Origin of the sequence: Vreelandella olivaria (assembly GCF_023507745.1) — a bacterium.
Classification (GTDB): Bacteria; Pseudomonadota; Gammaproteobacteria; order Pseudomonadales; family Halomonadaceae; genus Vreelandella; species Vreelandella olivaria_A.
The window spans coordinates 29,027-45,918 of the sequence record NZ_JALPZO010000124.1 but is presented as its reverse complement, the minus strand read 5'-3'; the positions used below and the strand labels follow the sequence as shown (position 1 = coordinate 45,918).

The window sequence follows — 16,892 nt, the reverse complement described above, 5'->3', positions numbered from 1 at the left end:
TCTCATATCAGCCAGCCTCAATATGCTGTTTGGGTATACAGCATTTTCTGCTGCATGTACTAGGCTGATAGTGGGTCTCGCTCGCTATCGCGCAAATAACAATGTATATACGCCCGGCTGCATAACCTCAATAAACGTGACGGCACATTCATTGGGGTTTTGTAGCCACCCCATTTGACTCTACCCCATTGATTCTTCTAGTGGCAAAGCCAATTTTGGCAGTATATCCAAAATTCACGTGCCCGCTCGCTTGCTGATCTAATCATACTCTATTCATAAATTTGGCTTAGGTCACGCCCCTTTGCAGAAAACTTTTTGCTGTCCATAGGGCAAGGCATGGGCGGCTGCGCTGCCTTCGCGGGTGCCTTTTGACTCGTTCCTCGCCAAGCGTTACGCCGCGCTACAAGTGTGCAATCGTTTGATTTTACGGGGCTTATAGTGCGTGGTAAGTGAGGCATGCTCGCAATAGTGGCCTGGCACTCTATTAGGCTGGATTGTTTATGCGGCGGGTTCTTCGCGCGCTAGAACGCCCTCCCACAAGTTAGTGCTGGGGATGCGGGAGGTGCTGCGTGCTTAGGCTTTAAGGACGTAGCGCAGGGTTTCCACTACCTGATTGGTGGTGGTGCACCAGGCTTGGGCTTGGGCATCGACTTCTTTCAGCGGGTGAACGATATCTTCGCTATGTAGCGTGATGTAGGGTTTGGCCAGGGCGGCACAGTAGCCCGCATCGAAGGCGGCATTCCACTGTTTGTACTTGTCGCCAAAGCGCACTACCACCAAATCCGCTTGTTCAATCAGCGTGCGGGTGCGGATAGCGTTGACCTTGGATGACTGATGGTCGCGCCAGAACTGGTTGCTCTGCTCGCCCAGGTGATCGCCTGCGGCATCAGAGGCGTCGTGGTCCGTGACCGGGGCGGTGAACACAATATCCAGCCCGGCGGCGTCGGCACCTCGCTGAATTTCTTCGCGCCAGTCGGTGTGAATCTCGCCTGAAAGGTAAACGTAAAAGCTCATGGCAGCTCCTTATGGTCGTTGGATTATGTATGAAGGCTTATTTTATGGAAAAACCTTCCACATTCATACCATGCGCACAACTACAGCAATGGGCGCTTAGCCAACAGATAAATATCCATTATCCAGCCATGCGCTTCGCGAAGCGCAGCTCGTTGCTCAATAATCTCCGCGCCCACCTCACCTAACCAGCCTTTCATCAAACACTGCTTTTCCATCCCGAGATATGCGCCCCACCAGATATAGGTATCTTCTGATGGGAGAGTGGTAAAGGCCCCGCCGCTATCCAGCATAACCGCAACGGTGGCAGCATCGCTTGGCCAGCCCCGCTCCCGCAAGCGACGTCCGGTAGTGATTTGAACCGGTTCTGCAAGCGCATTGAGAGGAATTTGGTGCTCGGCGGTAAGCACTTGCAGGCTGGTAATCCCAGGCACTACCTGCACCTTAACCGGGCGGCCGCTATGCCTAAGGCGTTGGACGATACGTAGACTGCTGTCGTAGAGAGAGGGGTCGCCCCAAATCAGCATGCCCACCTTCCCACCATTGGGAAGCTGCTGATCCATTAACTGCGCCCACACCTCGGCAATCTTGGTATGCCAGTCATCCACTGCGCTCAGGTAGTGGCTGCGGTTATCACGTCTGGGTAGATCAAACTCGACTATTTTAGCACTGGCAGGTTGCTCCAGGAGTTGATCGCACAGCAACCGCCGCAGATCAATCAAATCAGATTTGGCTTCACCTTTGCGGGGCAGCAGGATGAGATCGGCATGGTTAAGAGCGCGTACTGCGGCCAGGGTGATATGGCCTGGGTTGCCGGTACCAATTCCAATTAACGACAGCGTGATCATAGGCGACTCTTTTCACCATCGGCTCTGTTCGCAAACGGAGAATCAGCAGACTGCGGACGAAACCGCCGGTCATACCCAACGGCGTAAAGGCTGCTTTCCTGGAAATCTTCCGCTTCTAATACAGGTCCTACCAGAATCAGCGCGGTGCGCTGCATGGTGTCATCCACCAGCACTTCGATTGTGGCTAGCCGTCCGCGCACCACCCGTTCATCCGGCCAACTGGCTCGCCATACGATGGCGACCGGACACTCTCCGCCGTAGTAAGGCGTTAAGTTTTCGACCACCAGGGAAAGATTATGGATAGAAAGGTGAATGGCCAGCGTTGTACCCGTACGGGCAAAGTTAGCCAGGGTTTCTGCACTGGGCATAGCGCTGGCCCGTCCTGGTGTCCGGGTTAGCACCACCGACTGGGCCACGCCAGGTAGCGTCAACTCTTGGCCCAGGGTGGCTGCAGCTGCCGCAAACGCTGGCACACCAGGGGTAATGCTATAGGGGATATCCAGCTCGCGCAGTCGGCGCAGCTGCTCGCCCATGGCGGACCACAGCGATAAATCCCCCGAGTGCAGCCTGGCTACATCCTGCCCGTTAGTATGGGCACATTGTATTTCATGAATAATTTCATCCAGCGATAAGGGCGCGGTGTTTATTACCCTCGCACCAGTTGGGCAGTGGTCAAGTATCTGTTCAGGCACCAATGAACCAGCATAGAGGCATACCGGGCAACTGGCGATCAGGTCGCGCCCCCTCAGCGTAAGAAGGTCCGGCGCCCCCGGCCCGGCACCAATAAAATGAACCGTCATCCACACACTCCTGTTGCCGCAATCTGTGCCACCGCTACGGTGGCCTTTCGATCCGCCGATATTATCCGTGGTCCAAGCAGCTCGGCATGGTTGCCTGCTGCCAAGAGTGCAACAGCTTCCGCCACGCTGCCGGTGCCTTTGGTGCTCAGGCTGTAGGCAGATTGGGTGAGCGTCGCAACACTTGGCAGCTCGGTATCCTTCACAACCACCACCTGTAGGTTGCGAAGTTGCCCTAACGCTTCCACCAAAGGGCGCATGGAGTGGCTAACGGCAAGCCGCTCTATAGCGCCATAGTGTGCATCTAGCTGATCAAGCACTTGCTCAAGCGAAGCGACAGACGCCCCTCGACAAAACCCAAAACCTGCCACTTTCATCGAATCACACTCCACTGCACAATCGGATAACTGGCCTTCCAGCCACGCCGCTGGCCGATGGGCACAGCGTTTGCCAGCTCAAAGCGCAGCAACTCCCCGCCCACTTGCTGGTGCCAGTGTGCCAGCAGCGCCTCGGACTCCAGCGTGACGGCATTCGCCACTATGCGCACGCCAGCGGGCAGGCGTTGCCATAAATATTCCAGCAGTTCTTGGGAAAGCCCACCGCCGATAAAGACCGCATCAGGTAGTGGAGCATCATTAAGTATCTCCGGTACGTTGCCTACGTTCACATCAAGCCAATCAACCCCCAGGCTGGCGGCATTACTTAGCGCCCGCGCGGCGCGTTCGTGGTGTTGTTCAAAACCAACAGCCTGGTTATCCGAATGGGCCAGCAACCACTCGATGGCGACCGAGCCTGAGCCGATGCCGATATCCCATAGCCGCTCGCCAGGGCTGGGGGCTAAAGTTGCCATCGTGATGGCCCGAATGGGGCGCTTGGTAATTTGGCCATCATGCTCAAAGAGCGCATCGGGAAGGCCATTCGACACTGGCAAGGCCGGCCCCGCCCCTGCTACCTGAAGCCCTACCGCCACCGGGTGCGCTATATGCGCTGGCATTACTGCATCCGCACGCATATGGCGAATGCGCTCATTCTCCCCGCCTAACGACTCAAGCACGGTAAACTGGGAATCCGCAAACCCTAAACGAACGACAAGTGCCGCAAGCTCAGCCACTGCCTCACCATCTCTTACCAGTACCAGTAAATGCCTGCCTTTATGCAGATATGGCCGAATGCGGGTCAGCGGCTTGGCGTGCAAGCCAAGACAGGTGCAGCGCTCCAGCGGCCAGCCAAGCCGGGCTGCCGCCAGGCTAAAGGTGGAAGGTAATGGCAGCGCCTGCCACTCGCCTGAGTCAACATACCGAGCCAGAATGCTGCCAGCCCCAAACCAGAAAGGGTCGTTTGAGACCAGCATAACCACCCGACGGCCTCGCTGGCTCAATAGTGCGGGTATGCCATCAGCAAAGGGTACGGGCCACTCGTGTATCTCGGCATCAAGTGGCGGCAAAAGCCGCAGGTGGCGGCGTGCTCCAAAAATCACCTCGGCGTTAGCCAGCCGCTGGTGGCTTGCCGCCGTCATCCCCTTTATGCCACTCTCTCCCCAACCCACTAATGTTAGCCAGGGAACCTTGTTAACCTCAGCCATGATCAAAGTCCTGATTCTCGGGGGAACCACCGAAGCCAGCTCCCTGGCCAGTGCCTTCGCCCAGCTCCGCATTCCCGCTATCTTTAGCTATGCGGGGCGCGTCAATAAGCCTAAAACCCAGCCATTGCCGACACGCATTGGCGGCTTTGGTGGTGCTGCCGGGCTTGGTGCATTTTTAGCCCAGGAGCGTATCACGCATATTGTCGATGCCACGCATCCGTTCGCTGCGCAAATTAGCCGTAATGCGCTTGCTGCAACAGCGCAGAGCAACGTCGCCTTAATCACGCTTACCCGCCCCGCCTGGCGGCCTGAACTGAATGATAATTGGCACTGTGTTGCCAGTATTGAGGAGGCCGTCAACAGCTTAACAGGCCAACCACAACGGGTATTTTTAGCGATTGGCCGTATGCACCTGCACGCCTTTTCGACACACCCCCAGCACCACTATGTGCTCCGGTTAGTGGACCCGCCTGATGCCCCACCACCCCTTGCCCACTTTACAACCATCATTGATAGAGGCCCGTTTACACCGGAAGGCGACCTGGCTCTGTTCAAGGGCCAGCGTATCGAGCGGCTAGTGTGTAAAAACGCTGGGGGGAGTGGTGCGTCTTCAAAACTGGAAGCTGCGCGCACTCTCGGCATACCGGTGGTCATGATCGAACGCCCTACCTTGCCATCCCGTTACCATGTTCACAGCGTTGATGAAGTGCTTGCCTGGCTTCACCACGCCCCGCTTGATGGACTAACCAGCGTTACCTAAGAGGCGCGTGTCCGTTTTCAGCTGACCACTGAACGAGGTGTGTATACCAGCGGCCCCGCCTCTCTCTCGATCAGTCGTGTACTTTGAGAACCCACGATCACCAGTGTGCGCATATCCGCCATTTCCGGCTCTGCCTCTGCTAACGTCGTCACGCGGATCGTTTCTTCCGGAGTGGAAACTGCCCTGGCAAAAATCATCAGCCGTCCCGGCTCACATACATCGCGCAGCACATCGAGGGTGCGCCCAAAGCCGCTGGGTCGCGCCTTGGAACGTGGGTTATAAAATGCCATGGCAAAATCGGCCTCCGCCGCCAGACGCAGCCGCTTTTCGATCACTTGCCAGGGTTTAAGATTATCGGACAGATTAATGCAGCAGAAATCATGCCCTAGCGGAGCGCCTGCCCGAGCACTGGCGGCTAACATGGCAGAAATTCCCGGCAACACCTGGATCTCCAGGTCACACCAACGCGCATCACCCGCCTCCAACGCTTCAAACACAGCCGAGGCCATAGCAAAAACCCCAGGGTCCCCAGAGGAAACCACCACCACTCGGTGCCCTGCCAGGGCTAACTGCAAGGCGTGTTCAGCCCGGTGGATCTCTTCGCGGTTATCCGAGCGATGGCGCACCAGCCCTGGCCGAGCAGCCACCCGATTAACATAGGGGATATAGCCAACCACATCGGTGGCGTTTGCAAGCGCGGCTGACACCTCGGGGGTGATCATGGTGTCCGCACCGGGTCCCAGGCCGACAATTTTTAACCAGCCACTCATGGGCGCCTCCCGTTGCCGTGAATCAGTAGAATAGAGAAGTAGGGAACACTTTCACCCACTTCACACAGTGGCCGCACCCGTTGTTGAGTCATGGCAGCGTACTCAATCAGCCACGCCTCGCCCTCTCTGCCAGTCTGGGCCAGCGCACGGCGCAACTTGTTTAAATTACGGCCAATCTTCATGACCACCAGCGCATCGGTCTGGGCAATATGGGCAGCCAGTGTCTGCTCGGATAGCGTGCCCACCAGCACGGTCATGATATCGTCGCCCCAGGTAATCGGCAGGCCAGTCGCTGTCCAGGCAGCCGACATACCGGTAATCCCCGGTACCACTGAAACCGGCACTCGGGTTAATAGCCGCGTATAAAGATGCATAAAAGAGCCATAAAAGAAGGGGTCGCCTTCACACAGCACCACTACATCGCACCCTGCATTCGCCATCTCGATCAGTTGCGCAACGCTCTGCTCATAGAAAACGGAGAGCTGTGCATTGTAATGTGGGTCATCAACTGGAATTTCGGTGGTAATGGGATACTCCATGGGCAGTTCGATGACATCAGTGGCTATCAAGCCCTCAACGATACTGCGGGCATGCCCCACACGGCCTTTTTTACGAAAATAGGCGATATGTGTGGCCTGCCGAACAAGCCGGTCGGCCCTGACACTCATTAAATCCTGGCTGCCCGGCCCCAGGCCGACACCATAAATGGTCCCCTGAGTCATTCCACACGATCCGCCATGGCGTTAATGGCTGCTACCGTGACCGCGCTGCCTCCCAAACGGCCACGAACGATACAGCTGGGTATGTGATGGTTTTCCCACAGTGCTTCTTTGGATTCAGCGGCCCCCACAAAGCCTACAGGGCAGCCGATGATAGCGGCCGGGCGCGGACAGCCGGGCTCTTCCAGCATATTGAGCAGGTAAAACAGAGCAGTGGGTGCATTACCAATAGCAACGACCGCTCCCTCAAGATAGGGCCGCCATAACGCTAGCGCTGCCGCCGAGCGGGTATTGCCCATCTCTTGAGCCAGGCCAGGAACGCTCTCATCGTGCAGTGTGCAGATCACCTGGTTATTGGCGGGCAAGCGCTTGCGGGTAATGCCTTCCGAGACCATTCGCGCATCACACAGAACAGGTGCCCCTTGCTCTAACGCTGCCCGCGCCCGGCTCACCACATCCCCTTGAAAATGGATATGTGCCGCCAGTTCAACTAGGCCAGCGGCGTGAATCATACGCACTGCCACCGGTTCCTCTTCAGGAGAGAAGCGGCTTAGCTCAGCTTCGCGGCGAATAATCGCAAAAGATTCCCGGTAGATTGCCGGGCCGCTGGTTTCATAGCGATAGGTCACCCAAACTCTCCAAATAGGCAAGCACCTTAGCTTCGCTAAGGCCCGTCTGAACGGGTGTGCTGCTGACACAGCCGTTGACGATAAGATTAAATGTTCCTGAATGGCCGACCAAACACACCGCTGAGGGGCTCTGGCGGGCACATCCTTTAGCACACCCGGATATATGCACGGTATTTTCAATCAGACCACTCATGCGCTCGGCCAGTGGCTGGGTTGCAACACTGGCCTGTGCACAGTAAGGGGCTCCAGGACACACATCCATCAACAAGCGTTTATCCTGATCATCACTGATTAACCCGTTAACTGATGGCGAGTCAGCGCCTTTCACCAGCAAGCGCCGCCATGGCGTTACCCGCATGTGGGTAACAGCGTTAGATGCCACTGCGGCACGCCATGCGGCAGCGGGCGCGCGGCCAAAAGGTAAGCCATACACCATGCCTGACTCATGTTTTCCAAGCGCCAGTCGGGGTCCAGCTGGAGCAGGAGACTTGATGGCGGGCGCCCACTCGGGAAGAGGTTCCCTGTGCCGCCGCATCCGACCGGCCTCCCTTCCTCCGCTTGCTACAAACCAGTGTGTGAGGCGTATAAGCTGTTCAACGGCGGCCTCGGGTGAGCTAACCGGCGTGCCTGCATCGTACCCCTCGGTACGCACCAGCAAATCGCCCTCCCTCGACCGCTCTATACGAAAATCGGCAGCGGCATCACCAAGTACCGGTGCATCGCCGGTATCAATGGCGATACCCACTTTAGCGGGCATAGAGGCAATTTCTTTCCCTCTTGCTTGCACTAAGCGGGCAAGCGTATGAGTCTGGTCGCCCACTTGCCAGTCGGGAACATACATACATTGCGGCTGGCGTTCCGCCTCTGGGTTGGCATCAACCAGGGCACTTTCCACCAGAAAAGCCATTAAATCAGGCCAGCTACTTTCCGAGCTACCCCGCAACTGAATATTGGCCCGGCTGGTCAGCTCTATCAAACCATTGCCATAGGTATCCGCAGCATCGCACATTGCCAACACCTGGGCGCGAGACAGCTCCCCCAGTGGCGGGCGCACACGCACCAACAACCCATCCCCGGTTGCCATGGGCCGCCATGCCCCAGGGCACCAGCCTTTGATATGTGGGCGCTCAGGCATGGCTTGCAACCTCCTTGGCTTCATCAATGTCCAGCAACAGCTCTTGCAATGTTTGCCTCTGCTCACCAGGGTGTTGCCACATCCCGCGTTGAGCCGCTTCCAGCAACCGTTCGACCATCTCCTCCAGCGCTGCCGGGTTATGTTCACGGAGAAACTGCTGGTTGGCTCTATCCAACACCAACGCTTCGCTTACCTGGGCGTACTGGTAGTCGGCGACCAGGTCAGTGGTGGCGTCGTAGGCGAACAGGTAGTCCACCGTGGCTGCCATCTCGAAGGCGCCTTTATAGCCATGTTCACGCATGGCGTTAATCCATTTAGGGTTAAGCACTCGCGAACGAATCACCCTGGCCAGCTCTTCTTTCAGCGTGCGAATTCTGGGCGCAGCCGGATTGGCGTGGTCGGCATGATAAAGGCTGGGTGTGTGCCCGCTCAATGAGCGGCTGGCATTGGCCATGCCGCCCTGAAAGGCGTAGTAACTGTTAGCGTCGAGAATATCGTGCTCGCGGTTATCCTGGTTTTGCATCACGGCATCCAGCGCTTTGAGCTGTTGCTCAAATGCGCCGCGGGCGGCAGTCCCCGATTCATCAAACTGCCCGTAAGCGTAGCCACCAGCGCCCAGATAGGCTTCTGCCAAATCATCGGCAGACTCCCAGGTACGATTTTCAATTAGCCGATTCACACCGGAGCCATACTCCCCCGGCTTACTGCCAAAAATACGATAGCGCGCCTGCTGGGCGGCCTGCATGGGCGTAACACCCTGTGCTTCCAGGGCATGTTGCCGGGCTAATACTGCCGTGCGGATAGTGTTGCTATCACCCGGTTCGGCATATTCGGCAACCGCCTGCACCGCGGCATCAAACAAGCGGATAACATTGGGAAAGGCATCGCGGAAGAACCCAGAAACACGCAAGGTGACATCGACCCTGGGGCGGTTAAGCAACATGGAGGGAATCACTTCAAAATCGATCACCCGTTGGGAACCCAGCGACCATCGCGGGCGAACCCCCATCAGAGCAAAAGCCTGGGCAATGTCGTCACCACCGGTACGCATGGTGGCGGTGCCCCATATGGATAACCCCAACCTGCGTGGGAAATCACCGTTATCCTGCAGGTAGCGTTCAATAAATGCCTGGGCCGACTTCTCCCCCAACGCCCAGGCTGCGGGGGATGGAATTGAGCGGTTGTCTACGCTAAAGAAATTGCGCCCGGTGGGTAGCGTATCCAGTCGCCCCCGGCTGGGGGCACCACTGGGGCCAGGGGGAACAAATTTTCCCTCAAGCCCATCCAGTAGCGACTGAATCTCCATCTTCACGCCACGCTGCATGGCAACCCAGAGGTGCTCACGGGCATAACGCAGTTGCGCTGCGGTGGCGGGATAACCGACTGTCAACTCATCCAAGCTACCCGGAGCCAGCACGTACTCCGCCACTAATTGCTGAGCCAGCAACTCCAGGCGTTCGCGGGTATCAGCGGCGGTTCGCCAATGGCTATCCAGCTGTTTTACCAATACAGGCGGCTTTGGGCCTTGCCACATTTCACTCCCCGCTGCCAGCGGGTCAAAGGCAGGCTGCTTAGCATCCCAACCTGACAAACCAAGGTCGCAGGCAAGGTTATGTAGCAGGCCACGTTGGGCGATGGCTTCTCCCCTGGGCAGCCTTAATAGCGCCACCAGTGTACCCGCCAGCTTCTCCTGAACTGGCAAGGTGCCCAGCACATGCAGGCCATGGCGTATTTGCGACTCTTTAATATCGCAAAGGTAGGTATCCAGCTCGTTAAGAATCTCGGCATCATCGCGGCAGCCATCCGGCTTATTGCCAACTTTCTGAGCAAGTTCCTGATCAATCCCCGTTTGCCGCAGGTGATCTAAAATCTGCTGGCGAATCAGCGACTCTCGCCGTGGGTCCATATCCAGTGCTTGATAATACTCATCAGTGAGGGCTTCAAGCTCTGCCATGGGGCCATAAAGCTCAGCACGCGCCAGAGGCGGCATCAGGTGGTCAATAATCACGGCATGGCTTCTGCGCTTGGCCTGGGCACCTTCACCGGGATCATTGACGATAAACGGGTAGAAATGCGGCATTGGCCCAAGTGCAATATCCGGCCAGCAGTTGGCGCTTAAGGCGGTGCTTTTACCCGGCAGCCACTCCAAATTACCGTGCTTGCCTACGTGAATAATGGCATCCACCTGATAATGTTCCCGTAGCCAGAGATAAAACGCCAGATAACTATGGGGTGGTGCCAACTCCATATCGTGATAGGACTGGGAGAGGTCATCAATGAAATCCCGTTCAGGCTGAATACCCACAAAGGTTTCGCCCAAACGAATGCCAGCAATCATCAGCCGCCCGTGGCGGCACTTGGGGTCTTCCGTGGGTGCTCCCCAGCGAGTCCATACGGTTTCCTGGAGCGCGACGGGTAAGGTTCTAAACCAGACAAGATACTCATCAACACTGATGCTCTGCCAGCAGCCTCGCTGATCCAGGCTGGCGTGGTCGTTGGTTATCGTCCCTTGCAGCAATCGAATCAGCTCATCGCCGCTGGCTGGCAAATCCGTTAGCGGGTAATGCGCATCCGCCAGTGCATTTAAAATATGCAGGGTGGAGGCGGGGGTATCCAGCCCTACCCCATTACCAATACGCCCATCACGGTTGGGGTAGTTTGCCATTACCAACGCAATACGCTTATCGGTATTCGGTTTTAGGCGCAAATCGCAAAACCGCCGGGCCAGCTTGGCCACAAAGGTAGCGCGCTCTGGGTACAGGGTGTGATGCGTTACGGAGAGCTGACAGCGGGCGTTATAGTGAGCTTCAGCTTTAAACCCGATCGCACGGGTAATGATGCGCCCATCCATTTCAGGTAGTACCACCTGCATCGCCACATCCCGGCTATGTAGCCCGGCGGCCATCGTCTGCCAATCCTCGGCTGTACTACTGGCAAGAATGGCCTGCAGCACTACGGGGCGGCCTACAAACAGGCTATCGGGCAGATCGTCGCCCATGGCATCCAGCCCGTCAGCATTGTGGTTCACAGCAAAACTGGTGGTATTTACCACAAGTACCGCACCGGTTTGCTCAATCAGATGATTGATAAACGCAATACAGGGGCCCTCTTTCAAAGACGCTACGGCCACGGCTAACGGCTCAAGGCCCTGGGCTTTGAGCGCTGCCATCATGCCATCCGGCACCGCCGTATTACCGCCCTGGAGGTGACTGCGATAGAAAAGCAGCAGGCAAACCGGGCGACCAGCTACGCGCTGCGCCTGCCACTCATTTAAACTGGCCGCGTGCCGACCGGCTTGAGGGGCATATATCACCGCTGATGGGATGATTTTTGGTTCCAGCCACTGGCCATCCAGTGCCAGACACTCACTGCCGACAAAGCGCAATAGCTGCTCGGCATTATTGACACCGCCTTCTCTAAGGTAGCGCCACACTCGGTAGGCTGATTCATAGGGGATACTGGAGCTATTCAGCAGGGCATCGTCCGGCGCATCGCAACCAGGGACTATAATCAACTGGCGCCCTGCTTTGGCTTCTTGCCAGGCCAGCAAACGTTCATAGCCGTACTGCCAGTAGCCCGAGCCCCCCAATAGCGAAACAATCACTAACCGGGCTTTTTCAAGCACCCGATCGTCGTAAAGATCGAAGGCTGCGGGCTTAACAAGGTTCATCCAGTTCGCCAGCCGAACCGAAGGAAACCCCTCCCCCAGTCGATCAGCCGCCTGTGCCAGTGCCGATAAATTACTATCGGCGGCGGACATAATGATGATATCGGCAGGGCTTTGTTGCAGGTCGATAATGCCTTCATCATCAACAAAGCCTCCTGGCTTGGCGGCGAACAGGTGCATTAGGCGCTTACCATACGCGCTGCTTCGGCCAACGCTCGATGGAGTTCATCACGGTTAAGTGCTTTACCAATAATCACCAGTTGGGTTTGGCGTGGCTCATCCTGACCCCACAGGCGGTCAAAATAGCCATCCAGACGCTCGCCCACTGCCTGAATTACCCGTCGCATCGGCTTGCCGGGAATCGCGGCAAACCCCTTGGCGCGATAAATCTCATTGGTTTTCAGTAGGTGCTGCAGCGTGGCAGACAGTACATCACCATCAACTTCGCCTAGCGTAATGACGCAGGAGTCGAAGTGATCGTGCGCATGGTCATGATGCGCACCTTCTGCATGATGGCGGTCATGGTGATTGGCAATCTGGTCGATATGCTCTTCACTGGCGGCCCCAATGCCCATTAATGCTTCAAGCTGTGCACTATCTGTTGTAAGGGTCTGATCAATAAACAGCGTTTTAACAGACTCGGGTACCCGTGCTTGTACAAGTGCTTCAACACGCTTCCTGTCTTCCGCACTCAGTAAATCCGTTTTGCTGACCAGCACCAGATCCGCGGCACTGAGTTGATCATCAAGCAGCTCGCGCAGGCTGGGGTCGTGGTCCAGGCTCTCATCCGCCTGGCGCTGCGCTTCCACTTTCTTAACATCGCTGGCAAAACGGCCAGCCGCCACGGCAGGGCCATCAATCACGGTGATAATCGCATCCACCGTGCAGTGCTGGCGGACTTCAGGCCAGTTAAACGCCTGCACCAGTGGTTTGGGCAGCGCCAATCCACTGGTTTCGATCAAAATGTGGTCAATATCGTTACGCCGCGCAACCAGTTTCTTCATAACCGGCAGAAATTCCTCTTCCACCGTGCAACAGATACAGCCATTCGCCAGTTCGTAAATACTGCCGTCTTCGCCGGACGCCACTTGCTCGCCCTCGTCGCAGTCCAGCGCGCAGCTGCGCAGCAGGCTCGAATCAATATCCTGCTCGCCAAACTCATTCACGATGATGGCAATGCGCTTGCCGGTGACCTGGCGCAGAATATTGGCCAGTAGCGTTGTTTTACCACTGCCCAGAAAACCAGTAACAACCGTGGCGGGAATCTTGTTTAGCTGCATGAGCGAGCTTCCTGACGATCGATGTGTTGCGGTGCCGCTGCAAAGCCTGTGAACAGGCGCGCCACAGCAACAGGATTATTGGGAAAGAAAAAGTGCAGGTAAGACGCGGTTAGCTGACGGTGACGATAGATCGCCTCCCCCGGCGCCGAGTGGCGCTGGCGGCGCCCATGTGCAATAGGCTCGGGTGTTCCCTCGGCCATGGAGCGGTGGTGGGCATGGCCCCGTAGGGCGCCCTCCGGTAGTTCCGCGGTTTGCATTCCCTGGCAGCCTCGCCTGCCGCGCATCGCGCCGCGCCCGGTTAACAGGCCGAGCATTGGGTGAGTCGCGCCAGCGTAATCGGTCAATGTTTCCAGGCAATAGAGCATGCCGCCACACTCAGCGAGTATGGGTTTGTCCGCTGCAAAGAAATCCTGAATACTGCCGCGCATCGCGGTGTTCTCCGCTAAGGTGGGTGCATGCAGTTCTGGATAACCGCCGGGCAACCATAGGGCATCGCAAGGAGGCAGGCAGTTATCCGTCAGCGGCGAGAAAAAGCGCAGCACCGCACCCATTTGCTCCAGCAGGTCCAGGTTGGCTTGGTATATAAAGCTAAACGCGGCATCTTTTGCCACACCAATGGTTTTACCAGCCAGCAAGGGCTGCGCTACTGTGGCCTCTTCCTCGGCGGCCATAAAGGTAACCGGGGGTAGTGCAAAGACCCTTTCAGCCAGACCATCCACTTCTAGCACCTGGGCTGCGGCTTCAAAGCGAGTTTCCAACTCCTCACGAATCTCTTCTGCCTGCACCAGCCCCAAATGGCGCTCGGGTAGCGCCAGCTCCGCATCGCGCGGCACTGTTGCCAGCAGCGGAATTGACTCGGGAAGTGCGGCTTCAATTAATTCCCGATGACGCTGGGAAGCGCAGGCATTGGCGATCATTCCGGCAATGTGAATATCATCCCGAAAGCTTGCAAGACCTGACACCAGCGCAGCGGCAGTTTGAGCCATCCCTTTCACATCCATCACGATGACCAGCGGCAAGCCGAACAGAGCCGCCAGATCAGCGCTGGAGGGTTCGCCATCGAACAGGCCCATGGCACCCTCAACCAAAATGATATCCGCACTCTCCGCTGCCTGATAAAAACGCTGGCGGCAGTAGGCCTCACCGGCCATCCATAGGTCCAGTTGATCCACCGGCTGCCCAGACGCCTGGGCCAGCACCTGGGGGTCCAGGTAATCAGGTCCGGTTTTAAATACCCGTACGACCTTGCCCTGATTACGCAACAGGCGCGCCAACGCGGCGGTTATGGTGGTTTTGCCCTGGCCCGAAGCGGGTGCGGCGACAAATAACGCCTGACAACGGGCACTTGGTTGATGCGTACTCATCAGTACTCGATCCCCGCCTGGGCTTTGACGCCTTGACGAAATGCATGGCGCTCATCCTGTACCGTACTGATGGTATCTGCGATGTCCTGAAGTGGCTGCGCCATGGTGCGGCCAGTAATAATGACGCTTTGATGGGCTGGACGCTGGTTAAGTGCTGCAACAATAGGTGCCGTATCCAAATAACCGTATTTGAACATGTAGCTCATTTCGTCCAGCACGATCAAGTCATAGGCAGGGTTTTCCAATAACCCACGGGCAATGCTCCAGGCAGCTTCAGCAGCCTCAATATCCCGTTCGCGATCCTGGGTTTCCCAGGTAAAGCCCTGCCCCATAATGTGCCAGTCGAGTTGGGGATGATCGCGGAAGAAAAGGTACTCCCCGGTTTCACGTCGCCCCTTAATAAACTGGATCACTGCGCACTTCTGGCCATGCCCGAGCGAGCGCACCATGGTACCGAAAGCAGAGCTGCTTTTTCCCTTGCCGTTACCTTTAAGCAGAATCAGCACACCCCGCTCTTCGGTAGCGCGGCTGATGCGCTCATCCACCACCTCCTTTTTGCGCTGCATACGGCTGAGGTGTTTGCTATCGCTCATACTGACTCCTGAGTAGGCAGTGCCCAGTACACGGCACCCAACTGCTGGGCAAGGCGCGCGCCCTGACCACATTTAACGAAAGAGCGCTCGGTATCTACCACGACACAGTCGCCCAACGGCGGTAAGTCGGTAACAGATTCACGGGTTCTTCCATCGGTAATTAAGTAGGTACGAATATGTAGGCCCGGTTCACGGCGCTGCCATTGGCGAATAAGCTGCCCAGCTTTGGCGACCGCTGCGCGGATGGGGGTACCGCCCCCTCCCTTCGCAGTATTCAACCTGGCCTGAAGACTTTTCGGAGCACGCTGACGAGGCAACACAGGCGTTATCGTCTCATTGCCAAAGCTCAACACTGCTATCTGCTCCCGGGCACCATAAGCATGACGGGTCAATCTGTCGACCCAGCCCTTGGCCACGCCCAGCAGGCGTTTACCCAGCGTCGAACCGGAGGTATCCAGTAGTACCAGATGGACCACGGGCTGGCTGGTGCGCGATTGACGATAGCGTAGCCGCCGCCAGGGCCACTGGCCGCGATTATCGATCAAGGTGCCATGCCAGTCAGGCCGAGATGCGTAAAAAGAGCGCCCTTTTGCCTGCCCGACCCCAAGCCCTTTACGCGCGCCTCCAGCCGAGTGCGTGGATTTAGACATAACCGGGCGGGGCAGCGATGGTAGAGTCAGTGGTTGGCTATCCAGCATATTCTGCGCCACCGGGGGCATAGCCCCCCACTGCCCCTGTTCACCTGAGCGCCCTTGCATTTCTCCTGGAGGCGTCTGCGGACCAGTGTTTTGCCCCGAAGGTGGAGGTGATGTCGGCGGTGAGGAAGGCGGTGGCATTGATTCAGAAGGCACGGTACGGCGATGAGCCAATACCCACGGCTCAACGGTATCGACATCTTCCTGTCTGACCGAATCCCCCCCACGCCAGGCGGCATGCGCTTGAGCGGCGCGGTGCCAGGTAACATCGGCACGCATGCCTTCAACACCGGCGGCGTCGCAGCGGGTGGCGATGGTGTCATACACCCAGGGGTTGGTCGTTATCGATGCCAGTGTCTGCTGCGCACGCTGCAGACGTTGAGTGAGGGCCTCCTGGGCAGATGCGAACTGAGCACGATAGGCCTTGGGGTCACGATCCAGGGCATCGCGCTGCTGGGCGATCGCGATGCGCTCTGCAATGCTAGCCCGGTCAGCTTGCTCGATACACAGCCCAAAACGGTCCAGCAGTTGGGGGCGCAGTTCACCTTCATCGGGGTTCATGGTGCCAATCAAACTGAAACGTGCTGGGTGGGAGTGGCTGATGCCATCGCGTTCCACAATGTTCACCCCACTGGCAGCCACATCCAAAAGCAGGTCAACCAACAGATCGGGCAGCAGATTCACTTCATCCACATAAAGCACCCCGCCATGGGCCTTGGCGAGCAACCCTTCATGGAAGGTTGCTTCACGATCAGCCAATACCTTTTGCAGATCCAGGCTGCCTAACAACCGATCTTCACTGGCCCCAAGGGGTAAGGTGATAAAGGGTGGCTTACGGTGGTTGTTATCGTTGGGCAATATGGCTGCCAACGCCCGTGCCAACGTGGATTTCGCACTACCACGCGGCCCGCTGATCAGTACCCCACCGATGCGTGGGTTAATGGCGTTAAGCAATAACGCTGTTTTCAGCGCATCCTGGCCGACAATACCCAAGAAGGGAAATTCTGTCACGGCGATCTCCATCCATCGAGACTGGGCTGCT

General features: G+C 57.2%; 15 protein-coding genes. 1 reads left to right on the top strand and 14 read right to left on the bottom strand.

Annotated elements, in window-relative coordinates; all coding sequences use genetic code 11:
* Nucleotides 1-573: 573 nt before the first annotated feature.
* The 5 genes from HP566_RS14310 to cbiE form a co-directional block, all read right to left on the bottom strand.
* On the bottom strand, nucleotides 574-1,014 hold the full coding sequence (locus tag HP566_RS14310; protein ID WP_249977950.1) for a YtoQ family protein: 441 nt from the start codon (nucleotides 1,012-1,014) through the stop codon (nucleotides 574-576).
* A gap of 80 nt (nucleotides 1,015-1,094) precedes the next feature.
* Nucleotides 1,095-1,859, bottom strand: a complete 765-nt coding sequence (cobF, locus tag HP566_RS14305) for a precorrin-6A synthase (deacetylating) (protein ID WP_249977949.1) — start codon at nucleotides 1,857-1,859, stop codon at nucleotides 1,095-1,097.
* Nucleotides 1,856-2,659, bottom strand: a complete 804-nt coding sequence (gene cobM, locus HP566_RS14300) for a precorrin-4 C(11)-methyltransferase (RefSeq protein ID WP_249977948.1) — start codon at nucleotides 2,657-2,659, stop codon at nucleotides 1,856-1,858. The genes cobF and cobM overlap by 4 nt, the downstream gene beginning before the upstream one ends.
* Nucleotides 2,656-3,033, bottom strand: a complete 378-nt coding sequence (locus tag HP566_RS14295) for a cobalamin biosynthesis protein (RefSeq protein ID WP_249977947.1) — start codon at nucleotides 3,031-3,033, stop codon at nucleotides 2,656-2,658. The genes cobM and HP566_RS14295 overlap by 4 nt, the downstream gene beginning before the upstream one ends.
* A complete protein-coding gene (cbiE, locus tag HP566_RS14290) occupies nucleotides 3,030-4,238 on the bottom strand; it encodes a precorrin-6y C5,15-methyltransferase (decarboxylating) subunit CbiE (protein WP_249977946.1) in 1,209 nt (402 codons plus the stop codon). The genes HP566_RS14295 and cbiE overlap by 4 nt, the downstream gene beginning before the upstream one ends.
* Here cbiE and HP566_RS14285 point away from each other — a divergent pair.
* Nucleotides 4,237-4,998 (top strand): cobalt-precorrin-6A reductase, encoded by a 762-nt coding sequence (locus HP566_RS14285; protein ID WP_249977952.1) that lies wholly within the window; start codon nucleotides 4,237-4,239, stop codon nucleotides 4,996-4,998. The genes cbiE and HP566_RS14285 overlap by 2 nt on opposite strands.
* Nucleotides 4,999-5,015: 17 nt before the next feature.
* On the opposite strand, the gene cobJ is transcribed toward HP566_RS14285, so the two are convergent.
* Genes cobJ through HP566_RS14240 form a run of 9 tightly spaced genes read right to left on the bottom strand, consistent with a single transcriptional unit; the run spans nucleotide 5,016 to nucleotide 16,873 of the window.
* Nucleotides 5,016-5,768, bottom strand: coding sequence for a precorrin-3B C(17)-methyltransferase (gene cobJ, locus HP566_RS14280; RefSeq protein ID WP_249977945.1), 753 nt, complete (start codon nucleotides 5,766-5,768; stop codon nucleotides 5,016-5,018).
* A complete protein-coding gene (gene cobI, locus HP566_RS14275; RefSeq protein ID WP_249977944.1) occupies nucleotides 5,765-6,490 on the bottom strand; it encodes a precorrin-2 C(20)-methyltransferase in 726 nt (241 codons plus the stop codon). Before cobI ends, cobJ begins: the two co-directional genes overlap by 4 nt.
* Complete coding sequence (locus HP566_RS14270) at nucleotides 6,487-7,116, bottom strand: precorrin-8X methylmutase (RefSeq protein ID WP_249977943.1); 630 nt, start codon at nucleotides 7,114-7,116, stop codon at nucleotides 6,487-6,489. The genes cobI and HP566_RS14270 overlap by 4 nt, the downstream gene beginning before the upstream one ends.
* Nucleotides 7,100-8,251, bottom strand: a complete 1,152-nt coding sequence (locus HP566_RS14265) for a cobalamin biosynthesis protein CobG (protein WP_249977942.1) — start codon at nucleotides 8,249-8,251, stop codon at nucleotides 7,100-7,102. Before HP566_RS14265 ends, HP566_RS14270 begins: the two co-directional genes overlap by 17 nt.
* Entirely contained in the window at nucleotides 8,244-12,098 is a 3,855-nt protein-coding gene (gene cobN, locus HP566_RS14260; RefSeq protein ID WP_249977941.1) for a cobaltochelatase subunit CobN, read from the bottom strand. Before cobN ends, HP566_RS14265 begins: the two co-directional genes overlap by 8 nt.
* Nucleotides 12,098-13,198 carry a cobalamin biosynthesis protein CobW gene (cobW, locus tag HP566_RS14255; RefSeq protein WP_249977940.1) on the bottom strand — a complete coding sequence of 367 codons (1,101 nt, stop codon included), beginning with the start codon at nucleotides 13,196-13,198 and terminating at the stop codon, nucleotides 12,098-12,100. The genes cobN and cobW overlap by 1 nt, the downstream gene beginning before the upstream one ends.
* Nucleotides 13,189-14,562 (bottom strand): cobyrinate a,c-diamide synthase, encoded by a 1,374-nt coding sequence (locus tag HP566_RS14250; protein ID WP_249977939.1) that lies wholly within the window; start codon nucleotides 14,560-14,562, stop codon nucleotides 13,189-13,191. The genes cobW and HP566_RS14250 overlap by 10 nt, the downstream gene beginning before the upstream one ends.
* The gene (gene cobO, locus HP566_RS14245) at nucleotides 14,562-15,155 is read right to left on the bottom strand and encodes a cob(I)yrinic acid a,c-diamide adenosyltransferase (RefSeq protein WP_249977938.1); all 594 of its coding nucleotides are present in this window, start codon (nucleotides 15,153-15,155) and stop codon (nucleotides 14,562-14,564) included. Before cobO ends, HP566_RS14250 begins: the two co-directional genes overlap by 1 nt.
* Nucleotides 15,152-16,873 (bottom strand): AAA family ATPase, encoded by a 1,722-nt coding sequence (locus tag HP566_RS14240; RefSeq protein ID WP_249977937.1) that lies wholly within the window; start codon nucleotides 16,871-16,873, stop codon nucleotides 15,152-15,154. The genes cobO and HP566_RS14240 overlap by 4 nt, the downstream gene beginning before the upstream one ends.
* Nucleotides 16,874-16,892 lie beyond the last annotated feature (19 nt).

Coding starts and splice junctions, on each gene's coding strand:
- cobW (WP_249977940.1), bottom strand. CDS start 13,198: ATGCAGCTAAACAAGATTCCCGCCACGGTTGTTACTGGTTTTCTGGGC.
- cobO (WP_249977938.1), bottom strand. CDS start 15,155: ATGAGCGATAGCAAACACCTCAGCCGTATGCAGCGCAAAAAGGAGGTG.
- HP566_RS14265 (WP_249977942.1), bottom strand. CDS start 8,251: ATGCCTGAGCGCCCACATATCAAAGGCTGGTGCCCTGGGGCATGGCGG.
- cobM (WP_249977948.1), bottom strand. CDS start 2,659: ATGACGGTTCATTTTATTGGTGCCGGGCCGGGGGCGCCGGACCTTCTT.
- HP566_RS14295 (WP_249977947.1), bottom strand. CDS start 3,033: ATGAAAGTGGCAGGTTTTGGGTTTTGTCGAGGGGCGTCTGTCGCTTCG.
- cobN (WP_249977941.1), bottom strand. CDS start 12,098: ATGCACCTGTTCGCCGCCAAGCCAGGAGGCTTTGTTGATGATGAAGGC.
- cobF (WP_249977949.1), bottom strand. CDS start 1,859: ATGATCACGCTGTCGTTAATTGGAATTGGTACCGGCAACCCAGGCCAT.
- HP566_RS14285 (WP_249977952.1), top strand. CDS start 4,237: ATGATCAAAGTCCTGATTCTCGGGGGAACCACCGAAGCCAGCTCCCTG.
- cbiE (WP_249977946.1), bottom strand. CDS start 4,238: ATGGCTGAGGTTAACAAGGTTCCCTGGCTAACATTAGTGGGTTGGGGA.
- HP566_RS14250 (WP_249977939.1), bottom strand. CDS start 14,562: ATGAGTACGCATCAACCAAGTGCCCGTTGTCAGGCGTTATTTGTCGCC.
- cobI (WP_249977944.1), bottom strand. CDS start 6,490: ATGACTCAGGGGACCATTTATGGTGTCGGCCTGGGGCCGGGCAGCCAG.
- cobJ (WP_249977945.1), bottom strand. CDS start 5,768: ATGAGTGGCTGGTTAAAAATTGTCGGCCTGGGACCCGGTGCGGACACC.
- HP566_RS14310 (WP_249977950.1), bottom strand. CDS start 1,014: ATGAGCTTTTACGTTTACCTTTCAGGCGAGATTCACACCGACTGGCGC.
- HP566_RS14240 (WP_249977937.1), bottom strand. CDS start 16,873: ATGGAGATCGCCGTGACAGAATTTCCCTTCTTGGGTATTGTCGGCCAG.